At 60.1% G+C, this 18,138-nt stretch carries 21 protein-coding genes and 1 tRNA gene; 13 read left to right on the forward strand and 9 right to left on the reverse strand.

Annotated features, from left to right (window positions below; all coding sequences use genetic code 11):
• The 5 genes from cyoC to minE all read left to right on the forward strand — a co-directional run bounded on the left by cyoC (window position 1) and on the right by minE (window position 2,895).
• Window positions 1–618: a cytochrome o ubiquinol oxidase subunit III gene (gene cyoC / locus OOZ53_RS01020; RefSeq protein ID WP_271087419.1), complete on the forward strand. Its 618-nt coding sequence runs from the start codon at window positions 1–3 to the stop codon at window positions 616–618.
• Complete coding sequence (cyoD, locus tag OOZ53_RS01025) at window positions 618–929, forward strand: cytochrome o ubiquinol oxidase subunit IV (protein WP_271087420.1); 312 nt, start codon at window positions 618–620, stop codon at window positions 927–929. The genes cyoC and cyoD overlap by 1 nt, the downstream gene beginning before the upstream one ends.
• A gap of 164 nt (window positions 930–1,093) precedes the next feature.
• Window positions 1,094–1,789, forward strand: a complete 696-nt coding sequence (minC, locus tag OOZ53_RS01030; RefSeq protein WP_271087421.1) for a septum site-determining protein MinC — start codon at window positions 1,094–1,096, stop codon at window positions 1,787–1,789.
• Window positions 1,790–1,819: 30 nt separating this feature from the next.
• Window positions 1,820–2,635, forward strand: coding sequence for a septum site-determining protein MinD (minD, locus tag OOZ53_RS01035; protein ID WP_271087422.1), 816 nt, complete (start codon window positions 1,820–1,822; stop codon window positions 2,633–2,635).
• Entirely contained in the window at window positions 2,632–2,895 is a 264-nt protein-coding gene (minE, locus tag OOZ53_RS01040) for a cell division topological specificity factor MinE (RefSeq protein WP_271087423.1), read from the forward strand. Before minD ends, minE begins: the two co-directional genes overlap by 4 nt.
• Window positions 2,896–3,030: 135 nt before the next feature.
• Here minE and OOZ53_RS01045 read toward each other — a convergent pair.
• Window positions 3,031–3,115 (reverse strand) — tRNA-Leu (locus tag OOZ53_RS01045).
• Window positions 3,116–3,307: 192 nt separating this feature from the next.
• Between OOZ53_RS01045 and lipB the strand changes: the two genes are divergently transcribed.
• A complete protein-coding gene (gene lipB, locus OOZ53_RS01050; protein WP_271087424.1) occupies window positions 3,308–4,024 on the forward strand; it encodes a lipoyl(octanoyl) transferase LipB in 717 nt (238 codons plus the stop codon).
• Here the strand turns inward: lipB and OOZ53_RS01055 are convergent.
• On the reverse strand, window positions 4,021–4,452 hold the full coding sequence (locus OOZ53_RS01055) for a potassium channel family protein (protein ID WP_271087425.1): 432 nt from the start codon (window positions 4,450–4,452) through the stop codon (window positions 4,021–4,023). The genes lipB and OOZ53_RS01055 overlap by 4 nt on opposite strands.
• A gap of 286 nt (window positions 4,453–4,738) precedes the next feature.
• Here OOZ53_RS01055 and OOZ53_RS01060 point away from each other — a divergent pair, with 286 nt between their 5' ends.
• From OOZ53_RS01060 to fghA, 5 genes are all read left to right on the forward strand, one after another.
• A complete protein-coding gene (locus OOZ53_RS01060) occupies window positions 4,739–5,128 on the forward strand; it encodes a helix-turn-helix domain-containing protein (protein WP_271087426.1) in 390 nt (129 codons plus the stop codon).
• Window positions 5,129–5,235: 107 nt separating this feature from the next.
• Window positions 5,236–6,345, forward strand: a complete 1,110-nt coding sequence (locus OOZ53_RS01065; protein ID WP_271087427.1) for an S-(hydroxymethyl)glutathione dehydrogenase/class III alcohol dehydrogenase — start codon at window positions 5,236–5,238, stop codon at window positions 6,343–6,345.
• Between the two features lie 7 nt (window positions 6,346–6,352).
• Window positions 6,353–6,820 (forward strand): YaiI/YqxD family protein, encoded by a 468-nt coding sequence (locus tag OOZ53_RS01070; RefSeq protein ID WP_271087428.1) that lies wholly within the window; start codon window positions 6,353–6,355, stop codon window positions 6,818–6,820.
• The gene (locus OOZ53_RS01075; RefSeq protein WP_271087429.1) at window positions 6,817–7,896 is read left to right on the forward strand and encodes a glutathione S-transferase family protein; all 1,080 of its coding nucleotides are present in this window, start codon (window positions 6,817–6,819) and stop codon (window positions 7,894–7,896) included. Before OOZ53_RS01070 ends, OOZ53_RS01075 begins: the two co-directional genes overlap by 4 nt.
• A 31-nt stretch (window positions 7,897–7,927) precedes the next feature.
• The gene (gene fghA / locus OOZ53_RS01080; RefSeq protein WP_271087430.1) at window positions 7,928–8,758 is read left to right on the forward strand and encodes an S-formylglutathione hydrolase; all 831 of its coding nucleotides are present in this window, start codon (window positions 7,928–7,930) and stop codon (window positions 8,756–8,758) included.
• Here the strand turns inward: fghA and tgt are convergent.
• From tgt to coaD, 5 genes are all read right to left on the reverse strand, one after another.
• Complete coding sequence (tgt, locus tag OOZ53_RS01085) at window positions 8,755–9,885, reverse strand: tRNA guanosine(34) transglycosylase Tgt (protein ID WP_271087431.1); 1,131 nt, start codon at window positions 9,883–9,885, stop codon at window positions 8,755–8,757. The genes fghA and tgt overlap by 4 nt on opposite strands.
• Window positions 9,882–10,979, reverse strand: coding sequence for a tRNA preQ1(34) S-adenosylmethionine ribosyltransferase-isomerase QueA (gene queA / locus OOZ53_RS01090; RefSeq protein ID WP_271087432.1), 1,098 nt, complete (start codon window positions 10,977–10,979; stop codon window positions 9,882–9,884). Before queA ends, tgt begins: the two co-directional genes overlap by 4 nt.
• Window positions 10,980–11,049: 70 nt before the next feature.
• Entirely contained in the window at window positions 11,050–11,523 is a 474-nt protein-coding gene (locus OOZ53_RS01095; protein WP_271087433.1) for a peptidylprolyl isomerase, read from the reverse strand.
• A 20-nt stretch (window positions 11,524–11,543) separates the two neighbouring features.
• On the reverse strand, window positions 11,544–12,119 hold the full coding sequence (locus OOZ53_RS01100) for a peptidylprolyl isomerase (protein WP_271087434.1): 576 nt from the start codon (window positions 12,117–12,119) through the stop codon (window positions 11,544–11,546).
• A gap of 53 nt (window positions 12,120–12,172) precedes the next feature.
• Window positions 12,173–12,664: a pantetheine-phosphate adenylyltransferase gene (gene coaD / locus OOZ53_RS01105; protein WP_271087435.1), complete on the reverse strand. Its 492-nt coding sequence runs from the start codon at window positions 12,662–12,664 to the stop codon at window positions 12,173–12,175.
• Window positions 12,665–13,166: 502 nt separating this feature from the next.
• Between coaD and OOZ53_RS01110 the strand changes: the two genes are divergently transcribed.
• Window positions 13,167–13,301: a hypothetical protein gene (locus OOZ53_RS01110; RefSeq protein WP_271087436.1), complete on the forward strand. Its 135-nt coding sequence runs from the start codon at window positions 13,167–13,169 to the stop codon at window positions 13,299–13,301.
• Window positions 13,302–13,389: 88 nt separating this feature from the next.
• Here the strand turns inward: OOZ53_RS01110 and gyrA are convergent, their stop codons facing one another.
• Window positions 13,390–16,158, reverse strand: coding sequence for a DNA gyrase subunit A (gene gyrA / locus OOZ53_RS01115; RefSeq protein WP_425499074.1), 2,769 nt, complete (start codon window positions 16,156–16,158; stop codon window positions 13,390–13,392).
• 348 nt (window positions 16,159–16,506) lie between these two features.
• Between gyrA and OOZ53_RS01120 the strand changes: the two genes are divergently transcribed.
• A complete protein-coding gene (locus OOZ53_RS01120) occupies window positions 16,507–17,142 on the forward strand; it encodes a MarC family protein (RefSeq protein WP_271087437.1) in 636 nt (211 codons plus the stop codon).
• 8 nt (window positions 17,143–17,150) lie between these two features.
• Here OOZ53_RS01120 and OOZ53_RS01125 read toward each other — a convergent pair whose 3' ends face one another.
• Entirely contained in the window at window positions 17,151–18,101 is a 951-nt protein-coding gene (locus OOZ53_RS01125; protein WP_271087438.1) for an AEC family transporter, read from the reverse strand.
• Between the last annotated feature and the right edge of the window lie 37 nt (window positions 18,102–18,138).

The following is an 18,138-nucleotide window of genomic DNA, read 5'->3' on the forward strand; positions in this document are numbered from 1 at the left end:
ATGGCGATCGCTGACACACACCCTGCTCACGAAGAACCGGCTGTTCATCTCGGCGGCGGCGAGGAATTCGAGGAACGCGAATTCGGGTTCTGGCTTTACCTGATGACCGATGCGGTGATCTTCGCCCTCTTATTCGCGACCTATGTGGTGATGAGCGGCAATATCGCCGCCGGACCCGACGCCAAATCGCTGTTCAGCCTGCCGCATACGGCGGGCGAGACACTGCTGCTACTGTGCTCGAGCATAACCTTCGGTTTCGCCACGCTGGCGTCGCTCGCGGGTCAGAGCGGCCGTGTCATCCAGTGGCTGATCGTGACGATGCTGCTCGGCGCAGGATTTGTCGCCATGGAGATCATCGAATTCGCCGGCATGATCAGCGCCGGCGCCGGACCGGGAACGAGCGGGTTCCTGTCGGCCTTCCTCACGCTGGTCGGCACCCATGGTCTGCATGTCAGCCTCGGCATTGTGGGGATTGCCGTAATGGCGGTTCAGGTTTCCATCAAGGGGCTCACCAATCCGGTGCGTTCGCGGCTCTACCGGCTCGGCCTGTTCTGGCATTTCCTTGACATTATCTGGATCGGGATCTTCTCGGTCGTCTATCTGCCGGGGGTCATGTGATGCAAAAACCGGCCGGCACGCACACCCACAAATCCTATCTCACGGGTTTTGTTCTTGCGCTTATCCTGACGATCATTCCCTTCGCACTGGTCTGGGCGGGCGCCCTGCCCGTCATGGCAACGCTGATCGCGATCGTTGTTGCCGCTGTCGCGCAGATGCTGGTGCATATGTATTATTTCCTGCACCTCAATTTCAGGACCACGCCGCGTGACAACATCCTGGCACTGGCTTTCGCCATTGTGCTCATCTGCATCCTTGTCGGCGGCACACTCTGGATCATGTTCGACCTGCATTACCGGATGATGGGCTGAACGGCCAGGAAATCACCCCCTGCATCGCATAATTCTCGCAGCCCGAAGGAAAGCACTTCGAGAACCACACAATCGTGTTCGCGTCAATCCTCCCGCAAGGTCCGCGTGGTAACTATTCGTTAACCCCGATTCAAATAGTGTCGGGTTAAGGATTGTTAACGAAGATGACCGAAGTGCTAACCGACACCAAACCAATACGCCTCAAGGGACGCTCCTTCCTTGCGCTGGTGCTGAGCCCCGAGCCGCCATTCGATGACTGGCTGGCACGGCTTGACGACCTTGCGGCGCGTTCGGCGGGTTTCTTCCTTCGGCGTCCGATCGTACTCGACGTGGACGGGCTCGATATTGACGGCGATGAACTGCGCGGTCTGATCGGCCAGCTCAAGGAACGGCATGTGCGCATCATGGGCATCGAGGGGGCTGACCCTTCCCTGCTCGGCAGTGACATCCCTCCGGCAATGACCGGCGGTCTTCCGGCCTCCGACATGGAGGCACCGGAAGAGGACGCGGCGGAGATCGACGGCGAAGCGCCGGCTCCCTCGCTGATGGTGACCCAGCCGGTTCGTTCCGGACAGCTCCTGTCTTCGGAGGGCGATATTACAATCGTCGGTTCGGTGGCATCGGGCGCCGAGGTCGTCGCCGGCGGTTCGGTGCATGTCTACGGCACCATTCGCGGCCGCGTCATCGCGGGCTCCATGGGCAATGCCGAGGCGAGGATTTTCTGTCGCAAGCTCGAAGCTGAGCTTGTCGCCATCGCGGGCTACTACAAGACATCCGAGGATCTTGAAGAGGAACTGCGCGGACAGGCCGTGCAGCTCCGGCTGGAGAATGAAGCAATCCTGGGGGACACACTCGGCTGAGCCTATGGCCGGCCAATTAAGGAGAAGGATATGGGCAAAGCGATCGTGATCACATCCGGCAAGGGCGGCGTTGGCAAAACGACATCAACAGCCGCCATTGGTGCCGCGTTGGCGCAGAGGAACGAAAAAGTCGTCGTCGTTGATTTCGACGTCGGCCTTCGCAATCTCGATCTTGTCATGGGCGCCGAGCGGCGCGTGGTCTTCGATCTGATCAACGTCATCCAGGGAGAGGCAAAGCTCTCGCAGGCGCTGATCCGGGACAAGCGGCTGGAAAACCTTTTCCTTCTGCCGGCATCGCAGACCCGGGACAAGGACAAGCTGACACCCGAGGGCGTCGAGCGGGTCATCACCTCCCTCAAGAAGGCCTTTGACTGGGTGTTGTGCGACAGCCCGGCCGGCATTGAACGCGGTCCGACGCTGGCGATGCGCCATGCCGATGCTGCCATTGTCGTCACCAACCCGGAAGTCTCCTCGGTGCGCGACTCGGACCGCATCATCGGCCTGCTTGACGCTAAGACGGTCAAGGCAGAGCGCGGCGAGCAGATGGAAAAGCACCTGCTTCTCAATCGTTATGACCCGGTGCGGGCGGCGACTGGCGAGATGCTGAACGTCGACGACATGCTCGAAATCCTGTCGATCCCCCTCCTCGGCATCATACCCGAGAGCACGGATGTACTGCGCGCCTCCAATCTCGGCGCGCCGGTCACGCTGGCAGACAGCCGCAGCGAAACGGCACGCGCCTATTGCGACGCCGCGCGCCGGCTGTCGGGCGAAGCCATACCGATCACGGTGCCAGGTGAAAAACGCGGATTCTTCGGCAAGATCTTCGGAAGGAAGGCTGCATGAATATACTACGTTTTTTCGGAAGGCGAAGTTCGGCCTCCGCAGCCCGGGAGCGGCTGCAGGTCCTGCTTGCCCATGAACGAGCGTCGATGGGTGGAACCGACCTTGTGGAGATTCTCCGCGAGGAAATCATTGACGTACTTTCCAAGCATGTGCGGATCGAAGGCCGCAAGGTGCACGTCAAGATGGAGCGCGGCGCCCAGGTCTCGACACTCGCGGTCGACATTGAAATCCCGTTCGACACGGGCGTGCGGGCCGCCTGATCAGGCAGCTTTCAGCGGTTCGCAATGAGCGAATACAAGACCCCGGCTTCAGGCCGGGGTTTTTGCATATCCGGCGAGACGTGCTCACCAAGCCAAAGCGAGCGGGTACAAATCGGAACGGATCATGGGTGATTTTGGTGCGGTCGAGAAGACTCGAACTTCCACGGGTTGCCCCACAGCGACCTCAACGCTGCGCGTCTACCAATTCCGCCACGACCGCACGTGGTAGAAGCCGTTACCGGCGCGCCGCATGTACCAAATCGCCTGTGGCGAGACAAGGGGCCGTGACGTTTTTTTGTCGGCCCGCACACAGGCTTGAACGCAACCCTTGCGGCCGGTCGCGCGCAGACCTTGCACTGACCGGCCGCGTGCTCCAAATAGGCCTGCAAGGAAGCAACTCATTACGATCGACATGCAACGCAACGACATCGAAACCGGCTTTTTCGCGACCGCGGGGTCACCGCCGGTGCGCTGGCTCGTCGCGCCCGGGCTGACCGACTACGAAGAGGCGGTGGCGTTCATGGAAGGTCGCGCGGAAGCGATCGCAAAAGGAACCGCCGATGAACTGGTCTGGCTGGTCGAACACCCGCCGCTCTACACCGCCGGAACCAGCGCCGATGAAGCGGATCTTCTGACACCGGACCGGTTTCCGGTCCATCGGACGGGACGGGGCGGCGAATACACCTATCACGGGCCGGGACAGCGGGTCGGCTATGTCATGCTCGATCTCAAGCGCCGCCGCTGCGACGTGCGCGCCTTCGTCTCGGCGCTGGAAGCCTGGGTGATCGAAACGCTGGACAGCATGAATATCAAGGGCGAACGACGGGAGGACCGTGTCGGCGTGTGGGTCACCCGTCCGGAGCGGCCCGCCCTGCCCGACGGATCGCCGGCCGAGGACAAGATCGCCGCCATCGGCATCAGGCTCCGCCGCTGGGTCAGCTTTCACGGCATATCGATCAATGTCGAGCCGGATCTGGAACATTTCTCCGGCATCGTGCCGTGCGGCGTTACCGGACACGGGGTGACCAGCCTGGTGGACCTTGGCCTGCCGGTCACCATGGCGGATACGGATGTAGCCCTCAGGCAATCCTTCGAAACGATCTTCGGACCGACATCGGACGCGCCCTAGAAATGCTTGCCGGCCTGAAACGGGCCGATGCGCGTCGAAGCAGCCACCAGATAGGCGGTCGACCAGCCGATCAGAACAAAACCGCTGAGGCCCTCCATGCCGGCCATCAATTGCCACTCCTTGGTGATGAGCGCATCGCCGTAGCCGAGTGTCGAAAATGTGATGGCGGAAAAATAGAGCGCATCCGAGAATGTCTCTATGGCGCCGGCGAGCTTGTAGAACACCGCCCAGATCCAGATTTCGACGGAATGCACGATGATCACGCCGTGCACCAGGATCACCATGGAGAAAACCTTACTGCGGAACTCGTGTATCGGATGCCGGCCGGCAACACGGTTCATGACGTTCGCGACTCCGACAAGGCCCAGCGTGTGGACGAGGACCGTCAGCGATACCACGGCAGTTCCCAGTATTAGATCCGGCAGCATGTAGACCCACTCCCAATTTCGCTGTTTCGCCCGTATTCGTTGGTTGGCACAATTCACCGAACCGCGCAAATACATCGGCATTCGGCAGATATTTGGCGGAATCAAGAAACAATACGCCAATCGGCGGCACTAATAATGCCTCTTGCGAATGGAGAAACCATCCGGTGCCTTGTACGGCGTATACGGACATAGTGACGCGTGCGCCGACATTTCCTTTCGCAACCGTTCTGCCTGCCATGAAACGTGACGCAAATCGTCGGAAGCAGGAGCGCAACAGGAGCAGCCCATGTCGACCCAATTGGATATTTCCGTCGAACATCCGGACTACGATACGCTCGGCGGGCGGATCTCGCGGGCGCGCGATGCGCTCGATCTGACCACATCGCAACTGGCGCGGCGGCTTGGCGTCAAGACAGACACCGTCCAGGCCTGGGAGACGGACCGGTCGGAACCGCGCGCCAACCGGGTTACAATGCTTGCCGGCGTACTCGGCGTATCGCCGACCTGGCTTCTCAACGGTATCGGCGAAGCGCCGCACATGCCGCTCGTTCATTCCGAGATGCGGGTCCTGGTCACGCAATTGTCGAAGCTCAAGAAGTCCCATGAAGCGATGGGCCAGATGATCGAAGCGCTCGAAGCGGAAGCCAATCGGGTGTCGGCTCAGATCGGCGAGTAAACGACTGACATCGGTAGGATTTTTTTCGGCCCCGGCTATTGAGGCTTCGCCCGCCTTTTGACAGTGTGCCATTCTGGAGCATCAAAAAGACTTCTGGGGAGGAAGATATGGACGTTCGCGCAGCACTGGCAGTGGAGGCCGGCAAGCCTCTTGAGATAACGACCGTGCAACTTGACGGTCCTCAGGCCGGTGAAGTCCTGGTCGAGATCATGGCGACGGGAATCTGTCACACGGACGAATTCACCCTGTCGGGCGCCGATCCGGAAGGCATTTTCCCGGCGATCCTTGGCCATGAAGGCGCCGGCATCGTCCGCGAGGTCGGCCCGGGTGTTACGTCGGTGAAGCCCGGCGATCATGTGATCCCCCTTTACACGCCGGAATGCCGGGAATGCGAATACTGCCTCAATCCGAAAACGAATCTGTGCCAGGCGATCCGCGTGACCCAGGGACAAGGCCTGATGCCGAATGGCACCAGCCGCTTCTCAGCGAACGGCGAGAAGATTTTCCACTATATGGGCACCTCCACCTTTGCCAATTTCACGGTCCTTCCCGAAATCGCCCTGGCGAAAATCAATCCGGACGCACCTTTCGACAAGGTCTGCTATATCGGCTGCGGCGTCACCACCGGCATCGGCGCTGTCATCAACACCGCCAAGGCCGAGCCCGGGTGCCGGGCCGTCGTGTTCGGCCTCGGCGGTATCGGTCTTAATGTCATCCAGGGGCTGCGGCTGATCGGCGCGGAGATGATCGTCGGGGTGGACCTGAACAACGACAAGAAGGAATGGGGCGAGAAGTTCGGAATGACCCATTTCGTCAATCCGTCGGAGGTGGAGGGCGACCTCGTCCCCCATCTGGTGGACCTGACAAAGGGCGGCGCCGACTATTCCTTCGAGTGCATCGGCAATGTGAAGGTCATGCGCGACGCTCTGGAATGCTGCCACAAGGGCTGGGGCGAATCGATCATCATCGGCGTTGCCGGCGCCGGACAGGAGATCGCGACCCGCCCGTTCCAGCTGGTGACCGGACGCTCATGGCGTGGTACGGCCTTCGGCGGCGCGCGCGGCCGCACGGATGTTCCCAAGATCGTTGACTGGTATATGGAGGGCAAGATCGAGATCGATCCGATGATCACCCATACGCTCAGCCTCGATGAAATCAACAAGGGCTTCGATCTCATGCATGCCGGGGAATCCATCCGATCGGTCGTTGTCTACTGACCGGGGAATGGACTCAGGGCCTGCGATTTTCGTCGATGCGGACGCCTGTCCGGTAAAGGACGAGGTGGTCAAGGTGGCGGAACGGCACGGCTTGCCCGTGACGTTCGTTGCCAATGGCGGCCTGCGCCCTTCCCGCGATCCGATGATCCGCAATGTCGTCGTCTCGGCCGGCTTTGACGCCGCCGATGACTGGATTGTCTCCAATACCGGCGCGACCGATATCGTGATCACCGCGGACATTCTGCTCGCCGGGCGGTGTGTCGAAGGCGGCGCCGGGGTGCTGGGCCCCACCGGCCGGCTGTTCGATGAAACGACCATCGGCATGGCGACAGCGATGCGTAATCTCAATCAGGACCTGAGAGAGGCCGGAGAAATCAAAGGGCGGAACGCACCGTTTTCGCAGCGTGACCGGTCGCGCTTTCTCAGCGCGCTGGACCAACTGGTCCGGCAGAAGATGCGGGAGCGCCCGTCATGATCATGTATGGCGCGGAAGTCTCGTACTTTTCGGGAAAGCTGCGGGCCTATCTCGACTGGAAAGGTTTGGAATACAAGGAAATTCAGGCGAGCCGAGACATCTACATCCACAAGATCCTGCCGAATATCGGATGGCTGGTCATCCCGGTGATCGAACGCGAGAACGGCACCTATATGCAGGACACCACCGAAATCATCCGAAGCCTGGAGGCTGAATATCCGGAGCCGCCGGTCCTGCCCGCCGGGCCCGTTCAAGCCATTGCGTCGATGATCCTGGAGCTCTACGGGGATGAGTGGCTGGTGCTGCCGGCCATGCACTATCGCTGGAACCACAATCGCGAATTCGCGATTGCCGAATTCGGCGCACTTTCGGCGCCGGGACTCGATGCCGATGCGCAGCGTGCCGTTGGCGAGCGGATCGCCAAACCTTTTGCGGGCGCCCTGCCCGCGCTCGGCGTGTCCAACGGAACGACCGAAGCAATCGAAGAAAGCTACATGGCTTTGTTGCGCGAGCTCGAGCGTCATTTCAGCGTTCATCATTATGTGCTCGGACGCGCGCCATCGCTTGGCGATTTCGGTCTGTTCGGACCGCTTTACGCACATCTTTACCGGGATCCGGCCTCCGGGGCGCTGATGCGCGAGAAGGCACCGGCCGTGGCCGGCTGGGTGGAACGCATGCGCGGCGCCACTCACCGAGGCCAGTCCATGAGCGGTGCGGACGCGGTGCCGACGACACTGCTTCCGGTCCTCCGGCGTGCCATGGACGAGCACCTTCCGGTGCTGCTGGACACAGTTCGGCAGGTCGCACAATTTGCAAAAACAACGGCCGACAGGGAATTGCCGCGGGCGATCGGCTTTCATCAATTCCGGCTCGGCGAGGCAACGGGTCAGCGAGCGGTGTTTCCCTATGCGCAATGGATGCTGCAGCATGTGGTTGACAAGATCCAATCCGTTGCGGCCGATGAACGATCATCGGTAATGAAATTTCTGGATGAAATCGGCGCTACGGAACTGGCCAAACTGCGCTTTACAACACGCGTGAGACGCAAGGATTTTCAACTTATTCTGGACAATTAATGCACACTATATCAAGGAGATATAGACTGTTATGAAGACTGTTTCTGAAGTAAATGCGCATGGCGGCGTCCAGGGTGTCTACAGCCACGCGTCAGAGTGCTGTGCCTGCGACATGACATTTGCGGTTTTCGTCCCGCCGCAGGCCGGCAAAAGGCCCTGCCCGGTTGTCTGGTACCTGTCCGGGCTGACCTGCACCCATGCCAATGTCATGGAAAAGGGCGAATACCGGCGCCTGGCGACCGAGCTAGGCCTGATCATCGTCTGCCCCGACACCAGCCCGCGCGGCGACATCCCGGATGTCGAGGACAATTGGCAACTGGGAAAGGGGGCCGGTTTCTATGTCGATGCGACCCAGGCTCCGTGGTCGGCAAACTACCGCATGTATTCCTATATCACCGACGAATTGCCGGCGCTGATCGGGGAGCATTTTCCCGTCGATATGGGCCGTCAGGCCATCTTCGGCCATTCGATGGGCGGCCATGGCGCCTTGACCATCGCCCTGAAAAATCCCGCGCGCTTCAAGAGCTGTTCGGCCTTCGCCCCGATTGTTCACCCAATGGGCGCCGACTGGGCGATCGGCGCCTTCCGTTCCTATCTCGGAGAGGACGAGAATTTCTGGCGCGAGCATGATGCCTGCGCGCTTATCGAGGACGGGGCGCGGTTTCCGGAATTCCTCGTCGACCAGGGCAGCGCAGACGGATTTCTCGACGAGGGGCTCAGGCCGTGGCTCTTCGAGGAGGCCTGCAAGGACACCGGAATTGGCCTTACACTGCGCATGCAGGAAGGCTATGACCACTCCTATTACTTCATTTCCAGTTTCATGGAGGACCATCTGCGCTGGCATGCGGCCAGGATAGGCTAAACGGGCTCGATGTCGCCACGTTCCCATTCGGCTTGCGTTTCCGCCATGAAGTCGGCGTAACAGCCGGCCTCGATGGCATCGCGGATGCCCTGCATGAGGTGCTGGTAATAGACCAGGTTGTTCCAGCTCAGGAGCATTCCACCCAGCGCTTCGTTTGAGCGTACCAGGTGATGCAGATAGGCGCGTGAGTAGTCGCGGGCCGCCGGGCAATCGGACTGCTCGTCGAGCGGGCGCGTGTCTTCCGCATGGCGCGCATTGCGCAGATTGATCTTGCCCCGGCGCGTATAGGCCAGACCATGACGTCCGGCACGCGTCGGCATGACACAATCGAACATGTCGATGCCCCGCGCGACGGATTTCAGGATGTCGTCGGGCGTTCCGACGCCCATCAGATAGCGCGGCTTTTCCTGCGGCAGCATGGGACAGGTGACATCCAGCATCGCCAGCATGACCTCCTGCGGCTCGCCGACAGCCAGCCCTCCAATGGCGTAGCCCTTCAGATCCATCTCCTTGAGAGCCGTCGCAGAACGTTCGCGCAGATGGACCACATCGCCGCCCTGCACGATGCCGAACATCGCCTTGCCCGGCTGATCACCAAAAGCAATCTTGCACCGCTCGGCCCAGCGCAGGGACATTTCCATGGATTTTTCGATGGCACTTTCGTCCGCCGGCAGCCGGACACATTCGTCGAGCTGCATCTGGATGTCAGATCCCAGAAGCCCCTGGATTTCGATCGATCGTTCCGGCGACATCTCGTGCTTGGTGCCGTCGACATGCGACTGGAAGGTCACGCCCTGTTCGGTGATCTTGCGCAGGCCCGCCAGCGACATGACCTGGAAGCCGCCGCTATCGGTCAGGATCGGATATTGCCAGCGGCAGAATTCATGCAGGCCGCCGAGACGCGCGACCCTTTCCGCGCCGGGCCGAAGCATCAGGTGATAGGTGTTGCCCAATATGACATCCGCGCCAAGCGCCCTCACCTGGTCCATGTACATCGCCTTGACGGTGCCGCCTGTGCCGACGGGCATGAAGGCGGGCGTGCGGATTTCGCCGCGCGGCATGGTGATCGACCCGCGCCGTGCATTGCCGTCCTCGGCCAGCAGTGAAAACCGGAAATTCTCTGTCATGGATGTGTCCTGTCCGCGCGCGAAAGCAGGCTCGCGTCGCCATAGGAATAAAAGCGATAGCCATGATCAATTGCATGGCGATAGGCGCCGCGCATCGTGTCGTAACCCGAAAACGCGCAGACCAGCATGAACAGCGTGGAACGCGGCAAGTGAAAGTTGGTCATCAGCAGATCGACGAAACGGAAGCGGTAGCCGGGCGTGATGAAGATATCCGTGGAACCGCGCCAGGCGTGAAGCCGCCCTGCCGGGTCGCTGGCGCTCTCCAGAAGGCGCAATGATGTCGTCCCCACGGAAACAACCCGGCCGCCCCGCGCCTTGACGGCGTTCAGAGCCTGTGCCGTCTCCTCGGACACCTCACCGATCTCAGCGTGCATGACATGATCGTCCGTATCGTCGGCCTTGACCGGCAGAAACGTGCCGGCACCGACATGCAGCGTAACGAAGTGACGCTCGATCCCGGCCTCTTCCAGGCGCATGAACATATCATCGGTGAAATGAAGGCCCGCCGTCGGAGCCGCAACGGCCCCCTCCTCGCGGGCATAGACGGTCTGGTAATCCTTGCGATCCCGTTCATCATCGGCCCGCTTGGACGCGATATAGGGCGGCAGCGGCACATGGCCGGTGGCGGCGATCGCCTCGTCGAGCGCCGGGCCCGAGAGATCGAATTTGAGGACCACTTCGCCGGCATCGCCCTTGCTTTCAATGCTGCCGTCCACGGACGCGCCGGCGCAAGCATTGTTCCGCGTGCCGAAACTGAAGCGGTCGCCGGCCCTCAAGCGCTTGGCCGGTCTTGCGAATGCCTTCCAGCGGTCCGGCGCCACGCGCATATGAAGAGTTGCCGAGATGTTGACGGCTGTTTCGTCCCCATCGGTCTGCCGGCGCCGGATGCCTTCCAGCTGGGCCGGAATCACCTTGGTATCGTTGAGCACGAGCGCGTCGCCGGGCCGCAGCAGGTCAACCAGATCGGTGACGACGTGATCGGAAAGGCCGTTCGGCGGATCGACGGCCAGCAGCTTTGCGCTGTCACGCGGCACCGCCGGGCGCAGCGCAATGGCGCTGTCCGGCAAATCGAAATCAAACAGGTCGACGCGCATAATTCAGGCTCAACAACAAACCAGCGCCCGCCTCAAGGAAGCGGGCGCCGTATTCTTACTGCCGATTCAGTCAGCTGTCAGCGGCGACCCGCATGGTCGTGATGCTGTCAGGATCGTTGACGGGCTCGCCGCGCTTGATCTGATCGATCACATCCATGCCTTCGATCACCTGGCCCCAGACGCTGTACTGCTTGTTGAGCCACGGCGCCTCGTCAAAGCAGATGAAAAACTGGGAATTGGCCGAGTTGGGGTTCTGCGAGCGGGCCATGGAACAGGTGCCGCGAACATGGTTCATGTTTGAGAATTCAGCCTGAAGGTCGGGTTTGTCCGAGCCGCCCATTCCCGTGCCCGTCGGATCGCCCGTCTGGGCCATGAACCCGTCGATCACACGGTGGAAGACGATGCCGTCGTAGAAATTCTCCCGCGACAGCTCCTTGATCCGGGCAACATGATTGGGTGCAAGGTCGGGCAGCAGCTCAATGACGACCTTGCCCTTGCTGGTTTCCATGACAATCGTGTTTTCCGGGTCCTTGTACTCGGCCATGACGACCTCCTTCTTCTGGTTTATTCGCCGACGCGCACCTTGATCATGCGATCGGGATTCTGGACGGCGCCATTGGCCGCGTCGTTGCCGCGCTTGATGTTATTGATGTGTTCCATGCCGTCCACGACCCGGCCGAATACGGTGTATTTGCCGTCAAGCGAGCCGACACGTTCGAACATGATGAAGAACTGCGAATTGGCCGTGTCCGGATGGCTTGAGCGTGCCATTCCGACGACGCCGGGCTCAAATGGAATATCGGAGAATTCCTGGCGCAGGTTCCCGTCCCGAGATCCGCCGGTTCCGACGAGGCGGGCGTTGTAGCCATCTTCCAGATTGCCGTATTCAACATCGCCAGTCTGGGCCATGAAGCCGTCGATCACGCGGTGAAAGGCCACATTGTCGTATCTGCCGGCATTGGCAAGGTCCTTGATGCGCTTTACGTGCTCCGGCGCGACATCGGGCAGAAGCTCGATCACCACATCGCCGTCCTTGAGCGTAATGGTCATCTTGTTTTCCGGATCCATGTCGGCGCGCGCCAGGGAAAGAATGCCAATCGCAAGCAACGCCGCTACGGCCAGTGGTCTCAAGAATTTCATGATAACTCCGTCAGTTCTCGGAAAGGTTGGCCGGCTGAGACCAGGCGTTTCGCTCAGGATTTGCGTTCCTTCAGTGCCGCCAGGACGGGGGCCGGTACGAAAGCGCTAACATCTCCCCCCATGGCAGCGATCTGCCGTACCAATGTGGCAGTAATGGGCCGGTTTAGCGGGCTGGCGGGCAAAAACACCGTCTGGATCCCGGGTGCCATTTCGCGATTCATTCCTGCCATCTGCATTTCATAGTCGAGATCGGAACCGTCCCGCAATCCGCGCATCAGGATTGTCCCGCCGCAATCGCGCGCCGCGTCGATCGCGAGCCCGTCAAAGGCGACAACGGACACACGTTCTTCCTGCCCCGGAAGAATATCCGACAGGGAGGCCTTGATGAGATCGGAGCGCTCGTCGAACGAAAACAGCGGTTTCTTGGATGCCTGGATACCGATGCCGACCACCACCTTGTCAGCGACATTCAGGGCCTGAACCAGAACGTCCAGATGGCCGTTGGTGATCGGATCGAACGATCCCGGATAAAATGCAATCGACATGGGCAACTCGTGTCAGCGATCCGCTGCGGATCCGTCCCGCAGCTTTTGTCACGACCGCGCCGCCGGCGCAAGCAAAACAAGCCCGCAACGGCTTGCAAAGACCCCGCCAATTCCTTTCCCGCCACATGAACACCGGCTGAACGGCCGTTTCAGAAACGCTTCAGCACACGGTCTCTAAGCTGATCGGGACAATTTGAAAGGAATTCACAATGCTAATTTTATCTTTCATCGCTACGCTGTTCGTAACGATAAGCATTGCCGCCGCGGCGCTCCTGGCATCCGAACCGGAACAGAGGCAGCCAGTCAAAAATCAACGCCGGCGCTGAACGACACGGGAAACAGGGGACCAATCCGGGATCACAAGCATGTGTGCGAAACAGGCGTGAAGATCACAAGGCCTTTTGCACACATTGAAGAACCGGCGAAAAGTTCCCATATCATTTGTCAAGGGCGCAACTAGTGCACTCGATGGTCATTCGGAAATGACGTCACGGAGACGAAAATGGTTACAGCACTGACGATCCTGGCAGTTCTCATCGCCTCGATGTTCCTTGCAACCATGGGCGCGGCAATGATGGCCATGCACCGCGAGCAGGTAGAAGCAACCGAGAGAGCGCGAAGCAGGATCAAGAACTAGGTTCTTATGGATTTACCCAGGGACTCTTCTGACCTCCAATCAATCAAGTCCCCACCTGATCCGGATGGTTCCCCGCCATCCGGATTTTTTATGCGCTGTCCCCTTCCGGCTGCACACCATCCGGTGCGCCTTCGGTTTCAGCGCCGTCACCGTTCTCTTCCTCGTCCTCTTCCGGTTCGCTGATACGCTCCACGGATACGACCTTTTCCTGTTTGGCTGTGGAGAAGATCGTGACGCCCTTGGTCGCGCGGCTGGCAATGCGGATGCCCTCGACGGGAACGCGGATGAGCTGGCCGCCGTCGGAGACAAGCATGATCTGATCGTCCGGCTCGACGGGGAATGTCGCCACGAGAGGACCGATTTCATCGACCTTGCTGGTATCAGTCGCCCGGATGCCTTTGCCGCCCCTGCCCGAAATGCGGAAATCATAGGACGATGAACGTTTTCCGTAGCCCTTCTCGCTGACGGTCAGCACGAACTGCTCCCTGGCCTGCATATCCTTTGCCAGATCGTCGCTGAACTCGTCGCCATCACCGGCCGAAGCGTCCTCGCCGACAAGCTCGACATCATCCGCCCTGCTCCACTTTATGTAGGCGGCCCGCTGCGCCGGCGTCGCCTCCACATGAGCCAGGATCGTCATGGATATGACCTTGTCGCCATCGGCAAGCTGGATGCCGCGCACGCCAACCGAGTTGCGTCCGGCAAAGACGCGCACATCGGTGACGGGAAAGCGGATGCATTGTCCGAGCGCGGTGGTCAGCAGCACATCGTCATTCTCATCGCAGGTCTCGACGGCCAGGATCTCGTCCTTCTCATCGTCGAGCTTCATGGCGATCTTGCCGTTGCGATTGACCTGGACGAAGTCCGAGAGCTTGTTCCTGCGCACGGTTCCGCGTGTCGTCGAGAACATGACGTCGAGCTGGCTCCAGCTCTCCTCGTCCTCGGGCAACGGCATGATCGAGGTGATGCGCTCGCCCTGCTGCAGCGGCAGCATGTTGATCAGCGCCTTGCCGCGCGATTGCGGGGAGCCGACCGGCAGGCGCCAGACCTTTTCCTTGTAGACGATGCCGCGCGAGGAGAAGAACAGAACGGGCGTGTGGGTATTGGCGACGAACAGGCGATTGACGAAATCCTCGTCACGCGTCGCCATGCCGGAACGGCCCTTGCCGCCGCGCCGCTGTGCCCGGTACGTGGCCAGCGGCACGCGCTTGATGTAGCCGGAATGGGAGACGGTGACCACCATGTCCTCGCGGGCAATCAGGTCTTCGTCGTCCATATCGGCGCCGCCTTCGGTGATTTCCGTGCGGCGCGGCGTCGCGAACTCGTCGCGGACGTCGGTCAGTTCCTTCTTGACGATTTCAAGGATGCGGATCCGCGATGCGAGGATTTCAAGGTAATCCTTGATCTCGGTGCCGATCTCGTTGAGTTCGTCGGCAATCTCATCGCGTCCCAGGGCCGTCAGGCGGGCAAGACGCAGTTCAAGGATCGCGCGGGCCTGCTCTTCGGAGAGATTGTAGGTGCCATCCTCATTGATGCGGTGACGCGGATCGTCGATCAGTTCGATCAGCGGTGCCACGTCCTTGGCCGGCCAGCGGCGTTCCATCAACTGGCTGCGCGCAGTGCCCGGATCGGGCGCGTTGCGGATGAGGCTGATCACCTCGTCGATATTGGCGACGGCTATGGCAAGCCCGACGAGGACATGAGCGCGTTCACGCGCCTTGTTCAAAAGGAACTTGGTCCGGCGGCTGATGACCTCTTCGCGGAAGGCGACGAAGGCCTTCAGCATGTCCATCAGGGTCAACTGCTCCGGCTTGCCGCCGTTCAGCGCCACCATGTTGCAACCGAACGAAGTCTGCAGCGGTGTGAAGCGGTAGAGTTGATTCAATACGACATCGGCCACGGCGTCACGCTTGAGCTCGATGACAACACGGTAGCCGTCGCGATCGGATTCATCGCGGATATCGGAGATGCCCTCGACGCGCTTCTCGCGCACGAGTTCGGCCATCTTCTCGATCATCGATGCCTTGTTCACCTGATAGGGTATTTCGGTGACGATCAGCGCCTCGCGTTCGCCGCGTATCTGTTCCACGTCGACGCGCCCGCGCATCATCACCGAGCCGCGGCCGGTGTCGTAGGCGGAACGGATGCCGGACCGTCCGAGGATCAGGCCGCCGGTCGGGAAATCCGGTCCGGGAATGATTTGCATCAGATCGGCAAGCTCAATCGACGGATTATCGATCAGGGCGATGCAACCATCGATGACCTCGCCGAGATTGTGCGGCGGGATGTTTGTCGCCATGCCGACGGCGATACCACCGGCTCCATTGACCAGGAGATTCGGGAAGCGTGCGGGGATGACGCGCGGTTCCTTGGCGGAGGCGTCGTAGTTCTCCTGGAAATCGACCGTGTCCTTGTCGATATCCTCGAGCAGCTCGTGGGCCACCTTGGCCAGGCGCGATTCCGTATACCGCATCGCGGCCGGCGGATCGCCGTCAATGGAGCCGAAATTGCCCTGCCCGTCGATGAGCGGCACGCGCATGGAGAAATCCTGCGCCATGCGTACCATGGCATCGTAGATCGCCTGGTCACCATGGGGGTGATATTTACCCATGACGTCACCGATGATGCGGGACGACTTCACATATTTGCGGTTCCAGTGAAAACCGCCTTCATGCATGGCGTACAAGATGCGCCGGTGAACCGGTTTCAGGCCGTCGCGCACATCCGGCAGCGCACGGCTGACGATAACGCTCATCGCGTAATCGAGATAAGAGCGCTGCATCTCCTCCATAATGGAGATCGGTTCGATGCCCGAAGGGTCGGATGGCGGAGTCAGGGAGTTATCGTGTTCAGACAAGAATTATGTCCGTTATATTTCATGGAATCAGCTGCGCTTCTTATAGACGATCAGTCCGGCAAAAGCCAACTGTGAAACGACAATTCTGAATTCATTTTCTGTATATTTATCAGATAGTTATAGGTGCAAATTTTCGTCACATGATATAAATGCGCGCCGATTTGGGCACGGGACCGAAAAATGCGCCGATTCGGCACCGGAGCACATCTCCCGACACCCGTTCCAGCGAGCTGGCGGTTCGTGTAATCTGTGGCAAATTCAGCCATCAGGCCGGTCCGGTTTGGCGGCGGTCAAAGGCTGTGATATCGGGCAATGGACCATTGTTTCGGCAACGGGATTTAAACTGCAATGGCCTCCTATGACGCTTTGCTCAATGCGTTCGTGACACTCCTGGTGATGCTGGACCCACCGGGAAACGCGCCGCTGTTTCTCGCGCTTACGGTCGGCATGAGCCGCGCCGATCGGATTCAGGTGGCCTTGAGAGGCTGCATAACCGCTTTCATTATTCTGACCGTCTTCGCGATCGCCGGCGCAGGTATTCTGAAGGTCATCGGCATCACCATACCGGCCTTTCGGGTTGCCGGCGGCCTGCTTTTATTCTGGATCGCCTTCGAAATGGTTTTCGAAAAGCGCCAGGAACGCCGCGAGGCAAGCGCCAAGAAGGTCGTCACCAAGGACCATATCCGAGACATCGCTGCGTTTCCGCTGGCAATTCCCCTGATCGCGGGCCCCGGGTCCATATCCGCCACGGTGCTGCTCTCATCGACCTATTCCACGCCGGTGGAGCGTATCGAACTGATCGCCATCCTGTTTGTGGTGATCGCCATCCTGTTTGCCGCATTCGTCATTGCCGGACGGCTCGACCGTCTGCTCGGCGAAAGCGGACGCGCGATCCTTACCCGGCTGCTTGGTGTGCTTCTGGCGGCGTTGGCAGTCCAGTTTGTCGCGGATGGTGTGAAGGCGCTTGCGGGCACATCGGGCTGAAAAGCTACTCAAATGCCCAATGAAAGAATCAGGGGAAGCAGAAGCAGACTGATCAGATATGTGGCGATGACCAGGCTCGACGCGACAACACCGTCGCATCCGTAACGGGCGGCGACGATTGCCGCGATCGCCCCGGAAGGCATAGCTGCCTCGATAAACAGCAATTGCCGATCGATTTCCGGCAACTGGAATAGATATCCGATCAGCAGGGCAACGATGGGCTCCAGAAGCAGTTTGAGCACGACAACCAGCACGACGAGCGGCAGCAGGTTGCGCAGGTTGACCGGCCGGAGCATGAGGCCGATAGAAAATGCCACAAGCACGTCCATGGAACCGCCCACGACCGCGAGCAGGTTGAAAAGCACACTGGCGGGAGCGGCGTGCGGATCAACTCCAAGACGCGAAACGGCGATCCCCAGTACCGCTGCGAGGATGACCGGCGCTTTCAAGAGGCTCGCTGCCGAATGGAGAAAGTCGTGCCGGCTGTCCGGTTCTTCTCCATAGTAGCGGGCAAAGGCCACGCCGAAGGTAAAGAGCGGCACGACGACGCCGAATTCACCCATGGTGACAACTTTCGCCATGATCGACTCGCCGCCGCCGAAAGCATGGCGGATCAGCAGATATCCGAGCGTCGACGAACTGCCGACGCCGGCAACCAAAACAAATGAACCGAGCACCGGGGGTGCCAGCCCGATCGCGGTACCCGTGACCCAGGCAAAAAGCGAGACCGTCGCGACCGTCGCAAACATCAGTATGGCGGGAAAAATCTGATCGACCGAGAACGGATCCAGGCTCAGCGAGGTGAACACGAGGGCAGGCAACGCGAAGTCGGTCACCAGCCGGGCAAAAACTTTTTCCTCGCCCCGCCCAATCGTGAACCGGGCGCGCAAGACAATGGCGATGACGGCGAGACCGATCAGTACAAGAAAGTCTTCAATTGTACGCTCGGTCAGAGTCAAACGTGTCGCCAGCCCGGTTCAGATATTTGTTTCCTAG

Source organism: Allohoeflea poritis (genome assembly GCF_027889715.1).
Classification (GTDB): Bacteria; Pseudomonadota; Alphaproteobacteria; order Rhizobiales; family Rhizobiaceae; genus Hoeflea_A; species Hoeflea_A poritis.